This is a genomic window from Rhodoferax sp., from assembly GCF_025354435.1.
Taxonomy (GTDB): Bacteria; Pseudomonadota; Gammaproteobacteria; order Burkholderiales; family Burkholderiaceae_C; genus Rhodoferax_B.
Genome location: NZ_JANXMU010000011.1, coordinates 1 through 21,650 on the forward strand (window position 1 = coordinate 1; position 21,650 = coordinate 21,650).

Annotated in this window: 17 protein-coding genes and 3 pseudogenes; 8 read left to right on the forward strand and 12 right to left on the reverse strand. The window is 60.9% G+C overall.

Features of this window, described 5'->3' with window-relative positions:
* Nucleotides 1–143: 143 nt before the first annotated feature.
* Nucleotides 144–3,107, forward strand: coding sequence for a response regulator (locus tag Q0T48_RS02850; RefSeq protein WP_295952122.1), 2,964 nt, complete (start codon nt 144–146; stop codon nt 3,105–3,107).
* Here the strand turns inward: Q0T48_RS02850 and maiA are convergent.
* Genes maiA through hppD form a run of 4 tightly spaced genes read right to left on the reverse strand, consistent with a single transcriptional unit; the run spans nt 3,100 to nt 6,606 of the window.
* Complete coding sequence (gene maiA, locus Q0T48_RS02855) at nt 3,100–3,741, reverse strand: maleylacetoacetate isomerase (RefSeq protein WP_295952152.1); 642 nt, start codon at nt 3,739–3,741, stop codon at nt 3,100–3,102. The genes Q0T48_RS02850 and maiA overlap by 8 nt on opposite strands.
* Nucleotides 3,742–3,746: 5 nt before the next feature.
* Entirely contained in the window at nt 3,747–4,997 is a 1,251-nt protein-coding gene (fahA, locus tag Q0T48_RS02860) for a fumarylacetoacetase (RefSeq protein WP_295952124.1), read from the reverse strand.
* Nucleotides 4,994–5,533 carry a VOC family protein gene (locus tag Q0T48_RS02865; RefSeq protein ID WP_295952127.1) on the reverse strand — a complete coding sequence of 180 codons (540 nt, stop codon included), beginning with the start codon at nt 5,531–5,533 and terminating at the stop codon, nt 4,994–4,996. Before Q0T48_RS02865 ends, fahA begins: the two co-directional genes overlap by 4 nt.
* Nucleotides 5,530–6,606, reverse strand: coding sequence for a 4-hydroxyphenylpyruvate dioxygenase (gene hppD, locus Q0T48_RS02870; protein WP_295952128.1), 1,077 nt, complete (start codon nt 6,604–6,606; stop codon nt 5,530–5,532). Before hppD ends, Q0T48_RS02865 begins: the two co-directional genes overlap by 4 nt.
* 148 nt (nt 6,607–6,754) lie before the next feature.
* On the opposite strand from hppD, the gene Q0T48_RS02875 reads away from it, so the two are divergent.
* From Q0T48_RS02875 to Q0T48_RS02905, 7 genes and pseudogenes are all read left to right on the forward strand, one after another.
* On the forward strand, nt 6,755–7,120 hold the full coding sequence (locus Q0T48_RS02875) for a CidA/LrgA family protein (RefSeq protein ID WP_295952130.1): 366 nt from the start codon (nt 6,755–6,757) through the stop codon (nt 7,118–7,120).
* The gene (locus tag Q0T48_RS02880) at nt 7,113–7,829 is read left to right on the forward strand and encodes an LrgB family protein (RefSeq protein WP_295952132.1); all 717 of its coding nucleotides are present in this window, start codon (nt 7,113–7,115) and stop codon (nt 7,827–7,829) included. Before Q0T48_RS02875 ends, Q0T48_RS02880 begins: the two co-directional genes overlap by 8 nt.
* A 767-nt stretch (nt 7,830–8,596) precedes the next feature.
* Nucleotides 8,597–10,132: an IS3 family transposase gene (locus tag Q0T48_RS02885; protein WP_295952134.1), complete on the forward strand. Its 1,536-nt coding sequence runs from the start codon at nt 8,597–8,599 to the stop codon at nt 10,130–10,132.
* 33 nt (nt 10,133–10,165) lie between these two features.
* Nucleotides 10,166–10,618, forward strand: a pseudogene (locus Q0T48_RS02890) (transposase); the annotation flags it as partial.
* 288 nt (nt 10,619–10,906) lie between these two features.
* Nucleotides 10,907–12,106 carry a DUF2252 family protein gene (locus Q0T48_RS02895; protein WP_295952137.1) on the forward strand — a complete coding sequence of 400 codons (1,200 nt, stop codon included), beginning with the start codon at nt 10,907–10,909 and terminating at the stop codon, nt 12,104–12,106.
* Nucleotides 12,099–13,826, forward strand: a complete 1,728-nt coding sequence (locus tag Q0T48_RS02900; protein ID WP_295952139.1) for a SulP family inorganic anion transporter — start codon at nt 12,099–12,101, stop codon at nt 13,824–13,826. The genes Q0T48_RS02895 and Q0T48_RS02900 overlap by 8 nt, the downstream gene beginning before the upstream one ends.
* Nucleotides 13,823–15,233: pseudogene (locus tag Q0T48_RS02905) on the forward strand (CHAD domain-containing protein). The gene Q0T48_RS02900 and the pseudogene Q0T48_RS02905 overlap by 4 nt, the downstream one beginning before the upstream one ends.
* 5 nt (nt 15,234–15,238) lie before the next feature.
* Here Q0T48_RS02905 and Q0T48_RS22020 read toward each other — a convergent pair.
* The 8 genes and pseudogenes from Q0T48_RS22020 to Q0T48_RS22025 all read right to left on the reverse strand — a co-directional run.
* Complete coding sequence (locus Q0T48_RS22020; RefSeq protein ID WP_366887923.1) at nt 15,239–15,382, reverse strand: transposase domain-containing protein; 144 nt, start codon at nt 15,380–15,382, stop codon at nt 15,239–15,241.
* Nucleotides 15,362–16,863 (reverse strand): annotated as a pseudogene (locus Q0T48_RS02910) (IS66 family transposase); the annotation flags it as partial. The gene Q0T48_RS22020 and the pseudogene Q0T48_RS02910, both read right to left, overlap by 21 nt.
* A gap of 103 nt (nt 16,864–16,966) precedes the next feature.
* Nucleotides 16,967–17,260 (reverse strand): IS66 family insertion sequence element accessory protein TnpB, encoded by a 294-nt coding sequence (tnpB, locus tag Q0T48_RS02915; protein ID WP_295952141.1) that lies wholly within the window; start codon nt 17,258–17,260, stop codon nt 16,967–16,969.
* A gap of 41 nt (nt 17,261–17,301) precedes the next feature.
* Nucleotides 17,302–17,694: a transposase gene (locus Q0T48_RS02920; protein WP_295952143.1), complete on the reverse strand. Its 393-nt coding sequence runs from the start codon at nt 17,692–17,694 to the stop codon at nt 17,302–17,304.
* Between the two features lie 424 nt (nt 17,695–18,118).
* Nucleotides 18,119–18,808 (reverse strand): hypothetical protein, encoded by a 690-nt coding sequence (locus Q0T48_RS02925; RefSeq protein WP_295952145.1) that lies wholly within the window; start codon nt 18,806–18,808, stop codon nt 18,119–18,121.
* A 15-nt stretch (nt 18,809–18,823) separates the two neighbouring features.
* Nucleotides 18,824–20,911, reverse strand: a complete 2,088-nt coding sequence (locus tag Q0T48_RS02930; protein WP_295952148.1) for an alkaline phosphatase family protein — start codon at nt 20,909–20,911, stop codon at nt 18,824–18,826.
* A 184-nt stretch (nt 20,912–21,095) separates the two neighbouring features.
* The gene (locus Q0T48_RS02935) at nt 21,096–21,308 is read right to left on the reverse strand and encodes a hypothetical protein (RefSeq protein WP_295952149.1); all 213 of its coding nucleotides are present in this window, start codon (nt 21,306–21,308) and stop codon (nt 21,096–21,098) included.
* Nucleotides 21,309–21,485: 177 nt separating this feature from the next.
* Nucleotides 21,486–21,650, reverse strand: a 165-nt coding sequence (locus tag Q0T48_RS22025; protein ID WP_366887924.1) for an IS3 family transposase, incomplete at its 5' end; no start/stop codon positions are given.

Genomic DNA, 21,650 nt, shown 5'->3' on the forward strand with positions numbered 1-21,650 from the left:
TTTGCGGTGCTGGGCGAATCCCGCTTCTTGGTCGGCGGCCAGGGCCAGGGTGTGTTGCTTCATCTTTGTCGCCTTGTGAGGGATGACAATACCAATGCAAGTCACGCGCCAGGTCGGGACTTATTCAGCGTTGCCTTAACTTGTTGTTTGCTCTGTTGGTGTCGGGCCTGCTGGGCATGTTTGGGGTGCTGTCGTATACCGATAGCCGCACCCAGTTGCTGGAGCGCTACGAGGCCAGCCGCACACTGCTGCAGCAGCGCCTGGAGATCAACCTGGCCTCGCCCATGTGGCGGCTCGATAAAGAAACCCTGGACCGCAACCTCGCCGCCGAGATCCATTCCCCCGTGCTCAGCATCGTGGTGCGCGAAGACAAAGGTGCTGCGCCATTTGCCAGTGCCGCGTCCAGCCAGGCGGGTAAGCAGCCCGCCCTAGAAGACACGCTGGAATTCCCCCTGTCCATCGACCGCGACGGCGTGGTGCAGGCGCTGGGTTTTGTGACCGTGGTCACCACCCACGAAGAAATCCAGACCGCCTTGCGCCGACTGGTGTGGACCCGGCTGTTGGAAATGGTGGTGCTGGTGGCGCTGCTGGTACTGGCCCTGTCGTACGGCCTGCTGGTACTGGTGCTGCGGCCCATCGATGCCCTGAAGCAGGCACTCATCCGGGCGGCGGGCCACCAAGATGCCAGCACCCAGCTGGCTTTGCCCATCGACCGCAAGGACGAGTTTGGCGAGGTGGGTAAGAGCTTTGCGCTGATCGCCAGCCGCCTGGCCGACGACCTGGCACGCGGCGAGCTGTCTGCCGCTGAGCTGCGCACCGCCTACGAGCGGCAAAAGGAGATGATGGCCCAGGTCGAGCAGAGCAAGCTGCTGGCCGAAGAGGGGTCCAAGGCCAAGTCGTCCTTTCTGGCCAACATGAGCCATGAAATCCGCACTCCGATGAACACCATCATCGGCCTGTCGCAACTGGCGCTGCACACTGACCTGAACCCCCGCCAGCACGAGTACATCGACCGGGTCGCCATCTCCGCCCAGCACCTGCTCGGGATCATCAACGACATTCTGGATTTCTCGAAGATCGAAGCCGATAAGCTGGAGATGGAGCAGGTGCCGTTTGTGATGGATGCGCTGCTGGCCAATGTGTCCAACCTGGTCTCGGGCAAGGCCATCGACAAGGGGCTGGAATTTTTGTTCGACGTGGCCCCAGACGTACCCCGCCAGTTGCTGGGCGACCCGCTACGGTTGGGGCAGATCATCATCAACTTTGCCAACAACGCGGTCAAATTCACCGATACCGGCGATATCTGCGTGGTGGTGCGGGTACGGCATCCGCCCCAGAATGGCCGAATCCAGTTGCACTTCGCGGTCCAGGATACGGGCATCGGGCTGACCCAAATGCAGATCGACGGCCTGTTTCAAAGCTTCCACCAGGCCGATGCCTCCACGACGCGCAAGTACGGCAGTACCGGGCTGGGTCTGTCGATTTCCAAAAAACTGGCCGAACTGATGGGGGGCGAGGTGGGCGTGAGCAGTACGCCGGGGCAGGGCAGCAGCTTTTGGTTTGTCGCCGATCTGGGCACCGTGGACGCGGCCCAGGCGCTGCCCGACAGCGGGGTGTGGGACCTTGCCGTCCTGCAAGGCTGCAGGGTACTGGTAGTGGATGACCACTCCTATGCCCGCAGCCTGTTGTGCGACATGCTGTTGGCCCTGCAGTTGCAGGTGGAGAGTGCTGCATCCGGCGCAGAAGCACTCCAAAAGATAGAGCATTCTGTGCAGCATGGGCAGGCGATAAACCTGATTTTTATGGATTGGAAAATGCCCGACATGGACGGACTGGAAACAGCCCGCCGTATCCATGCCATGCAGCTTTCGCCCCGGCCCCGGCTGGTGATGGCAACCGCCTTTGGCCGGGATGAGTTGGGCCAGCACATGCAGGCGGGCGAGGCCGATGCCGTGCTGGTCAAGCCGATCTACGCAGCCTCCTTGCACGCGGTTTTGCGCACGGCGCTGGCGGGCGAAGACAACCCGCAGCCGCGGCGTGCGAGCCCCGCAGCCCCTCTGGCCGACAGCCTGGCCACCATCACCGGTGCCCATGTGCTGCTGGTGGACGACAACGAATTCAACCAGTATGTGGCCCGCGAACTGCTGGAGTCGGCAGGCTTTGTGGTGGATGTGGCCGAAAACGGCCAAATCGCCCTGGACAAGGTGCAGGCCAAAACCTATGACGTAGTGCTGATGGACATGCAGATGCCGGTGATGGATGGCGTAACCGCCACCCGTGCCATCCGCCAACGGCCCGCGTTGTCCCGTTTACCCATCATCGCTATGACTGCCAACGCCATGCAGCAAGACAAGGACGCTTGCCTGGCCGCGGGCATGTGGGATGTGGTGACCAAACCCATCGCCCCCGATGCGCTGTGGGCCGCTTTGCTGCGCTGGGTGCCACCGCACCAGCGGGTGGCGCTGCCTGTGCCACCTGTGCCCTTGCAAGTGCCCCAGACCGCTCCTGAGCAGGACGCGCTGGTCGCCATGGGCTATATCGAAGGCCTGGACACTGCCCTGGGCCTGCGCCGTGCCAACGGCAAGCCCAAGGTCTACCTGGAGATGCTGCGCCTGTTTGTGCGCAACCAGAAAGACATGGAAACCCAGCTGCAAGCCGCCTTGAACGCTGCCGACTATGCCCAGGCTGAGCGGCTGGCGCATACCTGCAAGGGCGTGTCGGGTAGTCTGGGCGCGTCGGAGTTGCAGGCCCATGCAGGCCAGCTCGAAGATGCCTTGCGCAGACGCGTACCGATCGACATGGTGCAATTGCTGGCCCTGGCCGTGGTGCAGCCGCTGCACGCGCTCCTGACCCAGTTGCAGCGCCGTTTGCCTGCAGCCGTGGTGGCACCGCCGGTGGCCGTGGACCCCGAGCAACTGCGCACCGTGTGCGACCAGTTGGTGGTCTTACTGGAGAACGACGAAGGTGATGCCGTCGATCTGCTGGACACCCACGCTGGGCTGTTGCAGGCCGCGTTTCCCGGCACATTCGCTGCGCTGCGCGACGCCGTACAGGGTTTTGACTTTGACGCGGCGCTGGGGGTGCTGCGCGACTGCGAAATTAGATAGCGTCGGCCTGTACCTCAGGGGCGGCCTGTGCAAAGGCCGTCAACGCCCGGCAGGTTGCGCCGATGCGGCGCAGGTGGGGGTAGTCGTCGATCGGTACCTGGAAGCGTTCAGCGTTGTAGAGCTGTGGCACCAGGCAACAGTCCGCCAGCGTGGGCGTGTCGCCATGGCAGAACGTGCCGGTGCGCGGGTCTTGCAGCATCGTCTCCAACGCTTTGAAGCCCAGCCCCACCCAGTGGGCGTACCAGGCGGATTTGGCCTGCGCATCCAGCCCCAGCGGACCTTCCAGGTACTGCAGCACGCGCAGGTTGTTCAGCGGGTGCATCTCGCAGGCGATGAGCTGGGCTATGGCGCGCACCCTGGCACGGTCGGCGGCATCGGCTGGCAGCAAGGGTGGGGCAGGGTGCCGCTCGTCCAGGTACTCGATGATGGGCAGAGACTGGGTCAGCGTGACATCGCCGTCCACCAATACCGGCACTAGCTCCGCCGGATTCAGCGCGGCAAATGCGGCCCCGTGCTGCTCCCCCCCGCCGCGTAGCAGATGCACCGGCACCGACTGGTAGGCCAAGCCCTTGAGCGCCAGCGCAATCCGCACCCGGTAGGCGGCCGAACTGCGAAAGTAGGTGTGCAGCACCAGCATGTTTACCGCTCCACGGGGGGCAGTACCGTGCCCCGGCATTCGCCAAAGCCGATGCGGCGAAAGCCCTCGCGCTCGCAATAAGCGCGCAGAATGACCGTGTCACCGTCTTCCAGATAGGTGCGGGTTTCACCGTTGGACAAGCTGATGGGGCGCTTGCCGCCCGCGCTCAGCTCCATCAGCGAGCCGCCTTGCTCAGGAGCCGGGCCGGACAGCGTGCCGGTACCAAACAGATCGCCCGCGCGCAGGTTGCAGCCGTTCACCGTGTGGTGCGCCACCAGCTGTGCCACGGTCCAGTAAGCATCGCGGTAGTTGGACTGCGACAGCCGGTCGCCCGCATAGCCAGTGGCCTGCATTTGCGCCGTCTGTAGCCACACCTCTAGTTCAATATTGATAGCGCCATGCGTAGAGTTTGTATGCGCTTGAAGGTAATTTAATGCTTGAATATCGGTGTCTGCACGCTGCCAGGGTTCGCGGAACGGCTGCAACGCTTCCAGGGTCACCACCCAGGGCGAGAGTGTGCTGGCAAAGTTTTTGGCCAGGAACGGCCCCAGCGGCTGGTATTCCCAGGCCTGCATGTCGCGTGCGCTCCAGTCGTTGAAGAGGGCCACGCCGAACACATGCTCCTCGGCGTTCTCCATGCGGATAGGCTGGCCCAGCGGGTTGGGGCGGCCAATGACCAGGCCCAGCTCCAGCTCGTAGTCCAGTTTGCGGCTGGGGCCCAGCGTGGGAGCGGCTTGGTCTGGGGCCTTGGTCTGGCCGTGGGGCCGGTGGAAGGCCGTGCCGCTGGGCACGATGCTGGAAGCGCGGCCATGGTAGCCAATCGGGACCCATTTGTAGTTGGGCAGCAGCGGGTTGTCGGGCCGCAATTGCTTGCCGATGGTGGTGGCGTGGTGGATGCTGGTGTAGAAGTCGGTGTAGTCGCCGATCTCACAGGGCAGGCCGAGTTCCACATCCGTCTGGGCGTGCAGGGCAGCCTGGAACTGCACTTGCTGGGGGCTGCCGAGCGTCAGTCCGTCCACCAGGGCCTGGCGCAGGCTGCGGCGGGCATCCGGCGGCTGCGCCATCAGCCGCTGCATGTCGCTGTGGTTAATGAGCCCGGCGGCGTGCAGGTCCAGCACCTGGTCGCCAATGGCTACGCCAATGCGCCATTCGCCGTGCTGCCGGAAGCGGCCAAAAGGCAGGTTTTGCAGCGGGAAGTCGCTGGCCGGGTCGTTGGCGGATGCGACCCAGCTGTGCAGGTCGGCATCCATCATGCTGCGGGCCCGCGGTGGTGCAAAAAGGCCGCATGCCGCGGGGCGCGCTTGGTCTGGGACCATTCCTCCAGCATGTCCCATTTCACGGCATCCAGTCGGGCCAGCATGGCGGTCTCTTCGGGGTCGGGACAGGCCAGTTCCAGCCGGTGGCCATTGGGATCGAAGAAATAGATGGAGTGGAAGGCACCGTGGTCGGTCACGCCCAGCACGTCCACACCGTTAGCCTCCAGGTGCGCCTTGAATTCCAGCAACTCGGCCCGGTTATGGACGCGGAAAGCGATGTGCTGCACCCAGGCGGGGGTGTTGGGGTCACGCCCCATGGGCGGCTGGGTAGGGAGTTCGAAAAACGCCAGCACATTGCCCTGGCCCGCATCCAGAAACACGTGCATGTAGGGGTCGGGGGCTTTGGTACTGGGCACAAAGTCTTCGGCAATCGCCAGCACAAAGTCCATGTGCAGCATTTTTTGGTACCACAGCACGGTTTCCTTGGCATCGATGCAGCGGTAAGCGACGTGGTGGATGCGGTCGATTTTCATACGGTCTCCAATGCTCCGCGTGTGATCTGGTCCCGCTCCAGCGATTCGAACAGAGCCTTGAAATTGCCTTCGCCAAAACCGTCGTCGCCCTTGCGCTGGATGAATTCGAAGAACACCGGGCCGAGCTGGGTTTGCGAGAAGATTTGCAGCAGCAGACGGGGCGTGCCACCGTCGGTCGATCCGTCCATCAAAATGCCTCGCGTTTGCAGCTCTGCCACCGGCTGGCCGTGGCCGGGCAGGCGGCCTTCTAGCATCTCGTAGTAGCTGTCGCTGGGCGCGGTCATCAGCGGCACACCGGCCAAGGCCAGGCGGTCTACCGTGGCCAGCAGGTCGTCGCAGATCAGCGCAATGTGCTGTATGCCTTCGCCGCTGAATTTCATCAAAAATTCTTCGATCTGCCCGCCGCCCTGGCGCGCTTCTTCGTTCAAGGGGATGCGGATCTTGCCGTCGGGTGCGGTCAGTGCTTTGGAGGTCAGGCCGGTGTACTCGCCCTGGATGTCGAAGAAGCGGATCTCGCGGAAGTTGAATATCCGCTCGTAAAAATGTGCCCAGAATGCCATGCGGCCCCGGTAGACGTTGTGCGTCAGGTGGTCGATCAGCTGCAGGCCGTGGCCCACGGGGTGGCGGTCCACGCCTTCGATAAAGTCAAAGTCGATGTCGTAGATGGATTTGCCGTCTTCAAACCGGTCAATGAGGTAGAGCGGCGCGCCGCCAATGCCTTTGATAGCGGGCAGGTTCAGCTCCATCGGGCCGGCGTGCAGCTCGATGGGCTGGGCACCGAGTTCCAGCGCGCGGCGGTAGGCGTGGTGCGAATCCTTGACGCGAAACGCCATGCCGCAGGCGCTAGGGCCGTGCTCGGCGGCAAAGAAACCGGCCACGCTTTTGGGTTCGCGGTTGACGATGAAGTTGATGGCCCCCTGGCGGTACAAAACCACGTCTTTGGAGCGGTGCTTGGCCACCAGGGTAAAGCCCATGCGCTCGAACACCGGCTCCAGGATGCCGGGGGTGGGCGATGCGAATTCCACGAATTCAAAGCCCATCAGGCCCATCGGGTTGTCGAATAAATCTGCCATGCTGTGTATCCTTGCGATGCGGGTTGTGAAGATCATCATCCGGCAGACCGTGCGCAGTTTTCAATCAACTTACAGCGTCAACTATGCAAACAACACAGGATTTCAGCGTCAAGGCTAGAACCCACGCAACGCTGGGGGAACCCGCGCCATGATGGCCCTGCGGGGGCTGGCCTATTTGCTGCTGTTGCAGGCCGCCGGGGAGGGCCTGGCGCATTTCTTCCGGCTGCCGTTTCCTGGGCCAGTGGTGGGGCTGGTGCTGCTGCTACCAGCGCTGGGCCTGGCCTGGGTGCGCGAGCCGGTGGCGGCTGCGGCAGAGCTGCTGCTGGCACATCTGTCGCTGCTGTTCATCCCGGTGGGGGTGGGGGTCATCACCCACATGGCGCTGGTGTCGCAGTACGGCGTGCAGTTGCTGGTGGTCATCGTGCTGTCCACCTGGATCGGCCTGGCGGTGACGGCCCTGGTGCTGCGGGCCTTGCTGCGGGCCGACCCGGTGCAGGACCATGCCCATGGCTGATTTCGTCCAACTCTGGGTGTTTTTGTCGGCCACGCCGCTGTTTGGCCTGACCGCCACGCTGTTGACCTACGCCGCCGCGCAGGCGGTGTACGACCGCTGTGGGCGCGCGCCCTGGGCCAACCCGGTGCTGTGGTCGGTGGTGGTGCTGGGCTGCGTGCTGGTGGCTACGCACACGCCGTATCCGTCGTATTTTGCGGGCGCGCAGTTTGTGCATGTACTGCTGGGCCCGGCGGTGGTGGCGCTGGCTTGGCCGCTGTGGCTGCGCCGCGCCGAGTTGCGCAGGCGCGGCGTGGCCTTGACGGTGGCGGCATTGGCCGGGGGCACTGCGGCCGCGGGCAGCGCGGTGGCCATCGCCTGGGCGCTGGGCATGCCGGGTGACGTGGTGCGTTCGCTGGCACCCAAATCCGTTACTGCGGCGGTGGCGATGGGCCTTGCCGAGCGCATCGGCGGCGTGCCTGCGCTGTCGGCGGTGTTTGCGGTGCTGACCGGGCTGGTGGGGGCTTTGTCGGGCAAGTACCTGTTCAACTTGCTGAAAATCGATGCCTGGGCGGTACGCGGCTTTGCCCTGGGCACTGCGGCCCACGGTATCGGTGCAGCACGGGCGCTGCAGGTGCACCCGGATGCCGGGGCCTACGCAGGCATCGCCCTGGGCATGCAGGCGGTGCTGTCATCGTTGCTGATGCCGCTGCTGTTTGGTTGGTGGGGATAGCTTCGTCGCCTTCCAGTGCCTTGGATGGGTGGAACGTGGCCACCTATGCGATTAAGTCAGGTGTCAGGGCAACCGTGGGTGGGAAGTCGAGGTGCTCGGCCAGGGCGCTGTGCTGCTGCGGGTTATCGGTTCGGCGTAATTGCTCGAATTTCAATGTCCAGTTTGCGGTCCACAGGCATGCCCTTTTGTAGGCCTCTCGCAACTCGGAGGTTTACGTACGGCCACTGGCTTGGTAAGCGGTGTGCGAGGTCAGGAGGGGCTGATAGCGGTCTGATCCGGGGCGGTGGTGGGCGTAAGGAGCACGGCGCATAGAGCTTTCATCTACACACTTTGCATCCACAGCGGGGGCGAGTCTTGGTCTTCACAGGGGGCTTTCCCCCAGAAACCTAGGTATGACAAGGAGTTACGACCATTCAGCGCCAGACTGTTGAATGGTCGGGGTGAGAGGATTCGAACCTCCGGTCTCTACGTCCCGAATGTCATTTTCGGCACTTTTCAGGGGGTTTTATAGACATTTTCGCGCCTATTTTGCTATTTTTCGCGCATTTTCGCGCATCTGTGCGCAGGTAAGCGAAACGCAATTGGAGCAGATTTGGAGCAGACTTGCTATCAAAAGCATAGTGAGGCTGCGCTGCTACTGAGCGTCTAGCCAACCGACCTTAAAGAGTGTTCTTTAGATTCGCACCCTAAAGAGTAGGGCCGTCACTACACCTTGTTCAACAACTCAGGGGGTGCGGACGAAAACTTGGACTACCAGGAGGTAGTTCATGTATTCCTACGACGACAGAATTCGAGCCGTTGAGCTCTACATCAAGCTGGACCAGCGGGTGGGGCCCACCATCAGGCAGCTGGGTTACCCCACCAAGAATGCCTTGAAGGGCTGGTACCGTACGTATCAGCAGGGGCTCGACCTGCCGGTGGGCTATGCAGGCCGGAAACCGAAGTTCTCACAAGCGCAGAAGGCGGCAGCTGTCGAGCACTACCTCGCCCACGATCGATGCATTGCTGTCACCACAAAGGCACTGGGCTACCCTTGTCGGGGAACGCTGACAGCCTGGGTTCGTGAGGCCCTTCCCAAGTCTCACCGGGCCGTCGTTGGAAGCGTGGGCCAGCGAAGCTTCCCCGCGGCGTTCAAGCAAGCAGGTATCGTGGCGCTTTGCACCAGGCAGGAAAGCGCGCAAGCTGTGGCCGACGAGCTCGGCGTGTGTCGGCCCACGCTGTACAACTGGAAGAACCAGCTACTGGGCCGTGAGGCTCCCGCATCCATGAACAAGAACAACTCCCCGCCGGCGTCAGCGCAGGCCGAACTGGAACGCCAGCTCGAGGCGTTGCAGCGCGAAATCCGTCAACTGCAGCTTGAGCGGGACCTCTTGAACAAGGCCAATGAACTGTTAAAAAAAGGCCTGGGCGTCGATCTGCAGCTCCTGTCCAACAGGGAGAAGACACTGCTGATTGACGCCCTCAGGGAGCACTATGGCCTGCCAGAACTCCTTGCACAGTTGGGTCTTGCGCGTAGCTCGTACTTCTACCACCGGGCCCGTACGGCGGTGGACGACAAGTACCGCTGGGTGCGGCAGTCCATCACCGACATCTTCGAGTCGAACCATCGCTGCTACGGCTACCGCAGGCTGCAGGCGTCGCTGACCAGGCAGGATGTTTCGATCTCCGAAAAGGTGGTACAGCGGCTGATGAAGCAAGAAAGCTTGGTCGTGGCAAAGCCCAAGCGACGCAGGTATGCCTCCTACCTTGGCGAGATCAGTCCTGCGCCCGAGAACATCATCAACCGCGACTTCCAGGCTGCGGCGCCCAATAAGAAGTGGTTGACCGACATCACGGAATTCCAGATCCCCGCGGGCAAGGTGTACCTGTCGCCCATCATCGATTGCTTTGATGGGATGGTGGTGAGCTGGACTATCGGCACGAGTCCGGATGCTGAGTTGGTTAACACGATGCTGGATGCTGCCATCGAGACGGTGACTGACACCACCGACCGGCCAGTGGTCCACTCTGACCGTGGAAGCCACTATCGCTGGCCAGGCTGGCTATCAAGAATGAACGACGCCAACCTCACCCGCTCGATGTCTCGCAAGGCCTGCTCACCTGATAACGCAGCCTGCGAGGGCTTCTTCGGTCGGCTGAAGAACGAACTGTTCTATCCTCGGGACTGGAAGAGCACCACCGTTGAGCAATTCATCGAGGTAGTCGACTCCTACATCCGCTGGTACAACGAGAAGCGGATCAAGATCTCCCTTGGCTCCCTCAGCCCCATCGAATACCGGGTAAGCCTTGGGCTTGCGGCATAAAACCAGTCCAAGTTTTTATCCGCACCCCCCTTTTTTGGCATGAAGGCCCACATTGGCGTGGATGCCGACTCCGGCTTGGTGCACACCGTGCGCGGCACCTCGGGCAATGTAGCCGATATCACCGAAGGCAACAGCCTGCTGCACGGTGAGGAAACCGATGCCCATGGAGATGCGGGCTACCAAGGCATCCACAAGCGAGCGGATGCCCACTCCACAGTGCGTTGGCATATCGCGATGCGCCCTGGCAAGCGCCGGGCGCTGGACAAGGACAACAATCCGATCGATGCCTTGGTCCACCAGATGGAGAAAATCAAGGCCAGTATCCGGGCCAAGGTGGAGCATCCATTCAGAGTAATCAAGCGCCAGTTTGGCTACACCATGGTGCGCTACCAGGGACTGAAGAAGAACACGCTGCAGCTCAAGACGCTGTTTGCGCTGTCCAACCTGTGGATGGTGCGGCACAAGTTGCTGGGAGTGCGGGGATGAGCGCGCCTGACAACCGGATAAGGGCCGAAAAAATAGGCCAATAGCCTCATCGAAGGGGAGAACTTGGCACAGATACGGGTAAATCCGCTATGTGCTGCAGCGGGTAGCGGAACCGGGGCGCTATAGCAGGCTTGCCGATCGGTTATTCAGACCTTCCTTAACTCTTTGGTTTAATTGGTACGAAATGATCAATCGAAAATACTCTAGCCCTTTACCTTCTGGACCATTTGAACTAAAAAATTCAGACTTTATTTTCGAACGAGGTCTTGGCCTGTGACCGGAGAAAACATGGATGTAGTCAAGCAAATTTTCCAGTTCAATGCCGGGCGCGATCAAGAAAGGCTGGAGAGCAAGTACCGCAAGATGCGCGGTGACGCCTTTGTGTTTTTGCGTGGAACATGCCATTTTTTTTACGAACGATTGCCCCGGGGCGGCATTTTCAAATCGGCTCCTCTGGTGTGGTCATGTGGCGACCTGCACTTCGAAAATTTCGGCAGCTTCAAGGGGGACAACCGTCTTCCTTATTTCGACCTCAATGACTTCGATGAATCCCTTTTGGCCCCAGCCAGTTGGGATCTGGTCCGAATGCTTACCAGCCTGCGGGTTGGTGCGAAGAGCTTAGGTGTGACACCGGCTGATGCGCAGGCGCTGTGTGCCGCATTTCTGGATGCTTATGCCACTGCCCTGGCGTCAGGAAAAGCTTACTGGGTCGAACCACAGACCGCGCACGGTCTAGTCGGCACCTTATTGGACGGGCTGCGAACCCGCCAACGTGCCTCGTTTCTGAACGCCTACACCCAGACGAAAGGCAAAAAACGCCTGCTAAAAACAGATGGTCAGAAAGCCTTGCCTGTGACGGATAGCCAGCGCAACAAGGTCCTGGCATTTATGGCCGCTTTTGCAAACACCCAGTCCGACCCAGACTTCTACCGGGTCATCGATGTCGCACGCCGCGTGGCCGGTACGGGTAGCCTGGGGGTGGATCGCTATGCAATCCTGGTACATGGTAAGGGCACACTTGATGGCCATTACCTTTTAGACCTGAAGGAGGCATTGCCATCCGCACTGGCCTCCCGTGTGAAAGTCAAGCAACCCAAATGGACATCGGAAGCCCAGCGCATCGTGGTGACGCAGCGGCGTGTCCAAGCCGTATCGATGGCCTTTCTTCAGCCTGTATCGATGGGAAAGAAGTCTTATGTCTTGCGGGGACTACAACCGCTGGAAGACCGGCTCACATTGAATGGGGCGAAGCAATCCATCGCCGAGATCCGGCGTGCCATCGCCACCATGGGCCAGATCGTGGCATGGGGGCAACTGCGCAGTTCTGGGCGCCAGGGCAGCGCCATTGCTGACGAGCTGGTCGATTTCGCCACCCGGCCCAAATGGCAGAGTAAGCTGCTAGCGGTATCCTTGGAATGCGCACAGCATGTTGAGCAGGATGCCGCCACTTTTAACTGCGCCTACGACAACGGAGCGTTCCGTGCCTAACCCGGATGTGTCTGCACCAATAGTCGCTCTGAATTTGGATAGACGTTCACCATGGGGCGATATTGCTGCGGGGCTGTGCGTCGCCGGGTTGCTGATTCCGGAGGCCGTTGCCTATGCCGGGCTGGCCCAGTTGCCAGTTGTCCATGCGCTGATTGCCTCCATGGTCGGTCTGGCCATGTATGCAGTTTTTGGTCGCAGCCGTTTTGCCATCGTCTCACCCACATCGTCCACCGCAACGCTGGCTGCAGCTGCCGTATTGTCTGCGCAGGTCACGGCCGGACCAGACCATGCTGCAGATTACGTACAGGCTTTGATGGGCTTGGTGATAGTTGCGGGGGGAATTCTGATGCTGCTGGCCTGGGCCAGACAAGGCATGTTGTCCGCGTTTGTGTCTCGCCCCGTCTTGCGCGGGTTCGCGTTTGCCTTGGCCATCACCATCGTGGTGAAACAGTTGCCGGATGCACTGGGTGTCTCCATACCTGCCGGTATGGCCTCCGATCCCTTGCATTTGTTCATGTACATCGCTACCCACCTCACGTCGGTTCACATGGCGACTGCCATGGTCGCAGGAACCGCCGCCATGTTGGTAGTGGGATTCAGGCGGTGGCCCCGGTTGCCTGCATCCATGCTGGTAATCGTGCTATCCATTGTTGCGGCCCGCTGGTTTGATTTTGCATCACTGGGTATTGCCGAGGTGGGGGCGGTTCAGCGACCTGGATTCCATCCGTCTATTCCTGATTTGCCGCGTGCGGAATGGCTACGGCTAGGGGAGTTGGCGTTCGGTCTGGTGGTTCTGATTTTTGCCGAATCGTGGGGCAGTATGCGCACCATGGCCTTAGCACACGGTGACACACTGGATGCAAACCGGGAGCTACTGGTGCTGGGCGCTTGCAACGTCGCTTCGGCCTTGTTACAGGGAATGCCAGTGGGAGCTGGATTCTCCGCCAGTTCAGCGAACGCCGCGGCAGGTGCGCAGAGCCGCAAATCCGGAGTGGTAGCCTTGGCAGTCATTGCCCTTGCACTGGTACTGGCCTTGCCCATGTTGCACCTTCTACCGCGCTCCGTGCTGGCCGTGGCTGTCATTTCTGCACTGTGGCACGCGCTGTCGCCCAGGCCACTGGTCGCTGTTTGGCAAATGGACCGTGACCGGCTGTTGGTGGTGGGGGCGGTTTCGGCGGTGCTGTTGCTCGGTGTACTGCACGGCATGCTGGCCGCGATTGTCTTATCCTTGGTCGCGGCACTGCAGCGGTTTGGACAGCCAGTCTTGCATGAACTAGGAGAGTTGGCAACATCCCGCAACTACGTTGCGATCGACAGTCATTCGGATGCTTTGGTCACGCCTGGATTGCTGATTTTGCGGCCCGAAGCGCCCTTGTTTTTTGCCAGTGCCGAAAAGGTGGTGTCCGACATCGCTCTGCTTGCCGGTACACGCCCTGCCGTGCGATCGGTAATCTTGAGTCTGGAAGAAAGCTCTGATATCGACAGTACCGCAGCGGAATGCTTGCTGGAACTGGATCGGCGTCTGGGCAACATGGACAAAGTGCTTTTGTTGGCCAGGATTAAGGAGCCCGTTCGCGTGTTGCTGGCGCAACTTGACCCGACCGGACTAGGACATACATCCAGAATGTTCTGGAGTGTTGCCGATGCCGTGTATGGGTCAGCTTTGGCAAATGGTGAGATATCTCGGCCCAATGGTTTGCCTGTTCAGCAAACCCTATGAAATCAGTGGCGCTTGGCGAAAGCCAGCAGGAAATCGAGCTCAAGTTGGCGTTGCCTACGTCCGATCCGTCCAGCCTGGCCAAGCTGCTTGCCCGCGTGCCCATCCTGGCGCGCCGCAAGCCCACGCACCAGCAGGTGCACAACGTCTACTACGACACGCCGGAACAGCTGTTGCGCCAGCAGCGCGTGGCATTGCGGATTCGGCGTGTTGGCAGCGCTGCGCAGCCGCGCTGGCTGCAGACCCTCAAGACCGGTGGCCGCGGCAACTCGGCGTTGAGCCAGCGCGGCGAATGGGAAGTTGGCGTGCCCAGCCCCACGTTGGCGCTAGAGGCCCTGCAGGCCACGCCGTGGCCAAAAATCGACCCCGACGGCTCGGTGTTTGCAGCGCTGGTGCCCGCCTTTTCGACGAGCTTTACGCGCACCAGCTGGGTGGTGCGGCGACGCGACGCCAGCGTGGTCGAGGTGGCCTTGGACATTGGACACCTCATCGCGGGGGACACCCGTGCGCCCATTTGCGAGCTGGAGCTGGAGCTACTGGCAGGCCCGCCGGCTGCGCTTTTCGATATCGCCCAGCAGATTGCCCGCACCATCGCCGTGTTGCCGCTGACCCAGAGCAAATCGGAGCGCGGCTACCGCCTGGCACAGAACGGCCTGGACACCCCGCTGCACGCCCGCCCGCCCCAGCTCACCAAGGCCCTGTCCCTGCCGGAGGCGGCGGCGAGCGTGCTGCGCGAAATGTTCAACCAGTTCAGCACCAACCTGCACGCGCTACGCAGCTCGGACGACCCGGAAGCCGTGCACCACGCTCGGATTGGCTGGCGGCGCTTTCGCAGCGCCGTGCGGCTGTTCAAGCCGGTCCTGGTACCCGGCGCCATGCCGGCTTGGCAGCCCTTGCAACTGCTGCTGGGTTTGTTGGGGGAATTGCGGGATCTGGATGTCGCGTGGTCCGATACTTTGCCGGCACTCGCAAAAGCCTATTCGGCCGGGAACGCCCAGCGCGCCGATGCGTGGCGGGCCATGGCACACAGCCTGCAGCAGGCGGCCGACCTGCAACGCAAAGCGGTCCGCTACGCACTGTTGGAGCCCGCGGTGGGGGCTACCTTGTTGGCGACCACACAGTGGTTGGAAGGCCTGGTGACGCTACCTGTACCCGCTGGTGCGCGGGGTGCGGCGAAGCTTTCCCTGCGCCGTTGGAGCCGGTTGCGCATGGCCCGCATGCACCGGCAACTGGAGCGGGCCCGGCAAGGACACCGAGAACCCCGATGGCCTGCACCGGGTCCGCATCCTCGCTAAGCGCATGCGCTATGGCATCGAGGCCTTGCGCCACTGTTTGCCCCAAGGGCGTGCCAAACGCTGGTACCGGCAGGCCCTGGCGCTGCAACGTAAGCGTCCAGCCATCCCATCTTGACGAGTTCAGCCGGGGTTGCCCCATCGGTGCGGCAACAGCTCCTCGATCCGGTTGTTCGGATGCGCCAATAATCGCTCCAGCACATCCCTGAGGTAGGCCCACGGATCGTGCCCATTGAGCTTGGCCGACTGCACCAGGCTCATCACCATCGCGGCGCGTTGACCGGCCAGTTCGCTGCCGGCAAAGAGCCATGCCTTTCTGCCCATCGCCCAAGGCCGCATCAGCCGCTCGATATGGTTGTTGTCGATGCTGACCTCGCCGTCGTGCAGAAAGCGACCCAGTGCGTCCCAGCGCTTGAGGCTGTAGTCGAGCGCGGCTGCGATGCCGCCGCCGTCTGCCACACGCGTCCTCTCCAGGCGCATCCAGACGTGCAACGCGTCCCACAGCGGCTGGGCACGCTGCTGCCTCAACGCCAGCCGATCCGTGGCGGTCATCTCGCGCCCCTCCTGCTCAATCCGGTACAGCCAGGCGATGCTCTCGATAGCCTGCATGGCCACCGGGCTTGCCTGCGCCTTGGCCAGTTCATCGAATTTCCTGCGCGCGTGCGCCAGGCAGCCCGCCTCCGTGCGCACTTCGAGCAGGAACACCGCGTCGTAGCCCTTGTAATCGTCACAGGTGATCGTGCCCACCCAGCCGTGAAGGAAGGCCATCGGGTACTTGGCACCTCTGCCCACGCAGAAGTCGTAGACCACGCCGGGGATGGCATCGTGCTCGCCCCGTGCGTACGCCCACACGTAAGCCTTGGTCGTTTTACCCGCGCCGGGGTCCAGCATCCTGATCAGGGTCTCGTCGGCGTGCAGCACCTGCGTGCCCAGCACGAAGGCCCGGTGCGCGTCGAACAGCGGCTGCAGGCTGGCGCCTGCCGCGCCCACCAGGCCGCCAGCGTGCAACGCGGCGTGTGTACGTCCGCGCGGGCCTTGACCTGCTCCTGCCGGTAGTACGGCAGGTGATCGACGAAGCGGCTGACCAAGGTGTGGGCCAGCAGGCACGCGGTGGGCATGCCCTTGTCGATGATCTGCGGCTCGGCGGGCTCCTGCACCAGCACCTGGCAGCACTTGCAGGCCCACTTGCCGCGGATGTGCCGGTGCACGAAGAACTCGGCCGGCACGATGTCCAGCCGCTCGCTCACGTCCTCGCCGATGCGCACCATGGCCTGGCCACAGCCTGGTGAGGGGCACGTCGTGTTCTCGGGTTCGTGACGATGCTCGACACGGCGCAACTGTTCGGGCAAGGGCTGGCGGCGCGGGCGGAGTGTGATGCCTGTTGCTGGCCGCGTGCTCGGCGCAGAGACGCCCTGCAAGGCCTCCAATTGGGCCTGCAGGCTGGCTTCGTCCTCGGCCACCGTCTTCTCGAACAGCTGGCGTTGCTCGGCGTTCATGCATTCGGTCTGGGCGCCGAACTTCCAGGCCTTCAGACGCGCCAGCTCGAACGTGATGCGCTCGATCTTGGTGTCCTTGAACTTGATCTCACGGTCACGCCGCGCAATGTGCTCGTCGCGGGCCTCCAGTTGTGCGCCCATCAAGGTTATCCGAGCCAGCATCTGGGTGGCCAGCTCAGCGATGACGCCCTGGCTCAGACCCTGGAGGTCTGCGGCTTGGAGTGCTGTCACATCGAGCTTCGCATCGAGCATGGGCCATTGTCTGTAGCCTGGCAGCCGCTGTCATTGGGGCTTGTTCGGATTGCCTCGTGCACGACCTTCCCAGGTGGCACACGAGGTGACGGTGGCGAGGTCCTTACACGCGCGTGATGACTTGCATGTGCGCCAGGCGCTGCCACGGCAAGCCCACGACCAGGGCCTCGAACTGCGCCTGCGTGAGCGTGGGTGGCTGCAGTGATGCGTCGGCGTCGGGCCAGAAGAAGCGGCCCTGGTTGAGACGGCGCGTGGCGCACCACACCCCGAAGCCGTCGTGCACCACCAGCTTCATGCGTGTGCCTCGCGCGTTGGCAAAGAGATAACCGTGGTGCGCCCGGGCGGCACCGAAGACCTGCACCACACGGGCGATCAGGCGGTCGGCGCCAGAGCGCATGTCCACCGGCTACGTCGCCAGCCACATCGCGTCGATGCGGATCATCGCAGCAGCTCGCGCATCCAGGCTGCGCACTCGCTGGCGGCCTGCGTCGGCCAGGCCACGGTGATCGCCGTTGCGCCGCGGCGCAGCTCGATACGGATGTCCGGTGGTTGGCTCGGAGCGGGCAAGGCAACTGGCACGAAGCCAGCAGCGGTAGCCCGCACCGTTGGTTTGGGCGCCGGCAGTGCGCGCGCCTGATCGGCATCGCCGCGCATCTCGGCTGCATGCACCCAACGCCGCAGCAGGTTCGCGTTGATGCCGTTGGCCATTGCCACTGCGGCCATCGACATGCCTGGTTGCAGGCACGATGCCACTACAGCGGCTTTAAATTCGTCGCTGTGAATGCGACGGCGCCCACGTCCGTCGACGGCTTGTTCGAGGGTAGTGTTCACGTGTCCACCAAGAGTTGAGGTGGACACGAGGCTCCTATGAACCTAGCGACGTTTCAAGATGGTATGGCTGGACGCTTACGCTGCAACTGCGCCTCGGGGCGGCACGGGATGTGGTGCAAGCCGGGGCACTGGCCGCAAAGTTGGATGTGGACCGCGAACTTGTCGGGTTTCTGCAGGGGGTGGCCACAGGGCAGGCGCGGCGGAGGAAATAGCCCAAGTTAAACGCCTGCTTGAGGTCGGGAGACTTTTAAAATAAAGGTCCGACAGCAGTCCAGCCAATCCACAAAGATGACCGTTGGTCCCGCACTCTTTTTCCAGCCAGGGTTGAGCTATTTCAGAGTTTTGGGCCGAGGAGCAGCACCGGCTTTTCCATACCAAAGTGTTGACTTGGCCCTTGAATGTATAACTTTCCCAGAGGTAAACATCAGTCGTCGTTGATATCGGCATTCGCATCGTTGCGTGCAAATCCAGAGTCCATGACTTTGTAGGTATCGACCGTAACGGGTTTAACGTCGAGTTGTGTCACCCGCCATTGCACTGCACCGTCCGCTGCGGTAATCATCAACGGCAACCGCACTTTGGCACTCCAACACAACTTGCTGTCGGTGCCATTGCGGTTCAGCGCATACCAGCGGCAATCTGCCACCGGTTTTTCCGCGCTCTTGGGTGCGCTGGTAGCAACCAACTGGTAGGCACCGGACGGTCGCGTCAGTGCGTGCGAGAGGCTAAACCAGTCGGTGAAGTGCCCCACACGGAAGAGGTTTGTACGGTCAATGTCCGTACGTACTTTGTGCTTCAGATCCAGCACGACCATGCGCCATTCGGTTTCTTTGGCGGGTTCGAAGACAAAGGTCTCAACCACATCATCGGTACGCCGCTTCAGGCGCTGGTCACGGTCACGCCACAACTCTGTAGTGTGGTCGGCAGCATTCAGCTTGTACGTTGCTTGAAAGTGTAGTTGGCGAGGCTCACCTACGGCGTTAAAGGTTTTGTCAAAGTCAAGGCTGACATCGGCGTGGCTGACACCGCTTAACGCAATCAACATGGTCGAGAAAGCAGTAGAGAAAAAGGCCCGCCGCCATAGCGGGCCGCTCCTATTGGATGGAAAGTTCATGCAGTCTTGAAATGTTCAGTTGCGCACAGCTTGGGCATAGTCAAAATAGCGGTACGTTTTGCTATCCACAGTCAGGTCTTTCACCACCAGATTGACGGAGTAGTTACCCGCCGTACGTACGGTATCAATGGCTGCGCCTGTTGGATCCGTTGGCAACTTGAACGTCAAGCCTGTGGCCTGTGCTGATGGGTTGACCACGCTGGGTTTCACCACGGCCGATGAGATGCTGGCGGGCTTGAGCAAAGCTTCGTTGAGCACACGGCCATCCGCTGCGGGCATGGATTGGCCCAGCATATATGCCACGGTGGGTGCCACATCCACATTGCCGGTCGGATTACTGATAGTGACACCAGAACGGAACAAAGGACCATTGGCAATTAGCGTGTTGTGCACGTCGATAGGGCTAAAGCTGCCATGCATTCCCCGGTTACCACCGAAACTCTCAAACTCAATGCCAGGCAGACCGTTAATCAACTGCTGCGAATCCCAGTTGAAGCTGACTACCACATCGGGCTGGCCTTTGTTTTGGCGACTGCTGTTCTCCAGGTTGACCATGGCCATAGACAGGGTTCCCGGGAGCGCACCATAGCGACTGTCAACAAAGATCGGACCATATTCTTCGCGGCTTTGCAGGAAGCGGACCAGATTGGCAATCGTGGCCGCGTCGTGGTCCGGCACGTAGAAATAGTCAGAGCCACCATTGGCGGCTACCACAATCCCCGTTGCTGGCATCGTCGTAGGTACCTTGAAACTGGCCACAGGTGTCGGCAGTGTGGCACTGATAGCTTGGTACTTGGTGTTGGCAGCTCCACACAAAGTACCGGTGGTGTCCACGCTGACTGCGTACACGGCCGTCCCGTCGGACTTGATGCCCGCCATGGGTGTGGTGCTGCACCCGGAGCCGTCATAGGCTTTGAATCCGGCATAGGTCAATAAATCCGCCGAGCGCACATCGCCCGATACCGAGAAACCGTTGACTGGGTCAGGTAAACCCAAGACAGCATTGGTCACGCCGCTGGTAACAGAGGTGCTCGCCGTAATGGCCCGCAGCGGAAACAAGGCTGTGGGGCCCGACACATTGCTGTGCGCATGGTCCGACACCACGATGATGTTGGTCGTACCGTCCAAGCCAGCTGCTTTGAGTCCAGCTTGTAACTCGCCCAGCCGTGCGTCTTGCGATGCCAGGGCTTTGCGGTAATTGGCCGAGCCAGGACCGTAGGCGTGCTGGGTGTTGTCTGGTGTTCGGAACCAGATCAGTGACAAGTCGGGCAGCTTTTTCGGCAGTATGTAGTCGGTAAAGACTTTCATCATGTACTGATTGGAACTGGATTCTGGTGCACCCTGGGTGCTATCCGTCGCATCTTTGGCTTGCAAGCCGTTGGGTAGTGCAAAAGTGAAAGCTCCGGCCCGTGCTGTGGGGTTCCCGTTCGTGCTAGCGGGGGAGATTGTTCCGGTAGGGTAAGCGAAACCGGTATTGGCGGGTAATGCGAAGTTTGCAGCCTGCAGTTCAGTGGCCAATGTCAATGGAAGCACGGTGTTCTCATCCAGGAAGAATCCACCGCGCCCTAGGTCTTGGAGATAGGCGGCGCCTGATTTACCAATGGCTGCTGTTTTGAGTCCCGCATCCTGTGCTGTTTTAAACAGCGACTTGACCAACAGCAACTGCCCACCGTAGTAGTCGTTGAGCGTAGTCAGCACAGCATAGTCTTCGGTGAAGACTGGTGCGTTGTAGTCTTGTGATGTACCTGCCGCCGATTTACCCACTGGGATGGGTTGAGCCGCACCCGCTTGCGGTGGTGTCCAGAAAGTGTTGCCGTAAAAGCCACTGGTTCTAGGGAATGAACCGGATGCGAATGATGACGAGTTCATCATCGTGAAAGTCGGATAGGTAGAGTGGTTGTCCGCAAATTGCACGCCGCTCTGACGTAGTGCATAGAGGTTGGGGGTATCTGTGGGGTTGACCGAATCAGGCCGCAAACCGTCCCACACCATGATGATGGTGCGCTGGGTAGGTATGGCGGCGGCGGGACTGTCGGAGCCACCGCAGCCACTTATCAGGGTGATACCTGTTGCGATTGCAAAAGAAAGAGCGCGTAAACGCATGGGTAGATCCTGGTCGTAATCAATGGGCGAAAGCCGAGATAAACAAACCTAAATTTGTTATTGCCAAGTCTGCTTTTTGGAAATGACAGAACGAAGACAGGATCTATTCCTCTACATTTCTTTACCCTACTTTGCACTAAGCCGACAAAAATATCGCCCACCCCTTAGGGTTTGGACTGGCCAGCTATCCACCAGAAGCTTTGTTTAAAGGTGTATCTGTGCCCTGCTTCTCCGGAAGAACAAAATGGCAGATCAGCACAGCCAGGTACTGAACTTGGTTGCACAGACCTTGGGAGGTCGCAGCCGATTCCTCCACTAAAGCGGAGTTCCAATACGTCATATGTTCGAGGTGCGAGAGCGCCGTGTTGATCTGGAGTGGACTCACGTCGGTTTTCACAGGCAGGGCTCCTGTCCACCGCAGACGCTCGGGTCACCTAGGCGAACCCACAAGGGGGTAGACAAAAAAATACGGGAGGCAAAATTACCCCGAGACAATCGAAGCAATCTTTTGTGACACTTCACCTTCAGCGCATATATCCAATGTCTTGGATTTCGTCTCGTAGGAATGTCCTGGTCAAGTTATTTCGGACACATCGATAGGTTGATTGATTGCCGATTTCTGCTCGAAGGCATTGGGTGGCAAGTTGCCCAGTGTGGAGTGCAGCCGCACACTGTTGTAGAAGCCGACGATGTAGTCGGCAATGTCGCTCATGGCCTCGGCATGGTTGGCGTAATCGCG

What these genes read in the sequence shown, in the direction of transcription:
- Q0T48_RS02875 (WP_295952130.1), top strand. Translation starts at nt 6,755, where the DNA reads ATGATGGCCCTGCGGGGGCTGGCCTATTTGCTGCTGTTGCAGGCCGCC.
- Q0T48_RS02865 (WP_295952127.1), bottom strand. Translation starts at nt 5,533, where the DNA reads ATGAAAATCGACCGCATCCACCACGTCGCTTACCGCTGCATCGATGCC.
- Q0T48_RS22020 (WP_366887923.1), bottom strand. Translation starts at nt 15,382, where the DNA reads ATGGTGATGAGCCTGGTGCAGTCGGCCAAGCTCAATGGGCACGATCCG.
- Q0T48_RS02880 (WP_295952132.1), top strand. Translation starts at nt 7,113, where the DNA reads ATGGCTGATTTCGTCCAACTCTGGGTGTTTTTGTCGGCCACGCCGCTG.
- tnpB (WP_295952141.1), bottom strand. Translation starts at nt 17,260, where the DNA reads ATGCGCTCTGGCGCCGACCGCCTGATCGCCCGTGTGGTGCAGGTCTTC.
- hppD (WP_295952128.1), bottom strand. Translation starts at nt 6,606, where the DNA reads ATGGCAGATTTATTCGACAACCCGATGGGCCTGATGGGCTTTGAATTC.
- fahA (WP_295952124.1), bottom strand. Translation starts at nt 4,997, where the DNA reads ATGATGGATGCCGACCTGCACAGCTGGGTCGCATCCGCCAACGACCCG.
- Q0T48_RS02930 (WP_295952148.1), bottom strand. Translation starts at nt 20,911, where the DNA reads ATGCGTTTACGCGCTCTTTCTTTTGCAATCGCAACAGGTATCACCCTG.
- Q0T48_RS02885 (WP_295952134.1), top strand. Translation starts at nt 8,597, where the DNA reads ATGTATTCCTACGACGACAGAATTCGAGCCGTTGAGCTCTACATCAAG.
- Q0T48_RS02895 (WP_295952137.1), top strand. Translation starts at nt 10,907, where the DNA reads ATGGATGTAGTCAAGCAAATTTTCCAGTTCAATGCCGGGCGCGATCAA.
- Q0T48_RS02925 (WP_295952145.1), bottom strand. Translation starts at nt 18,808, where the DNA reads ATGAACTTTCCATCCAATAGGAGCGGCCCGCTATGGCGGCGGGCCTTT.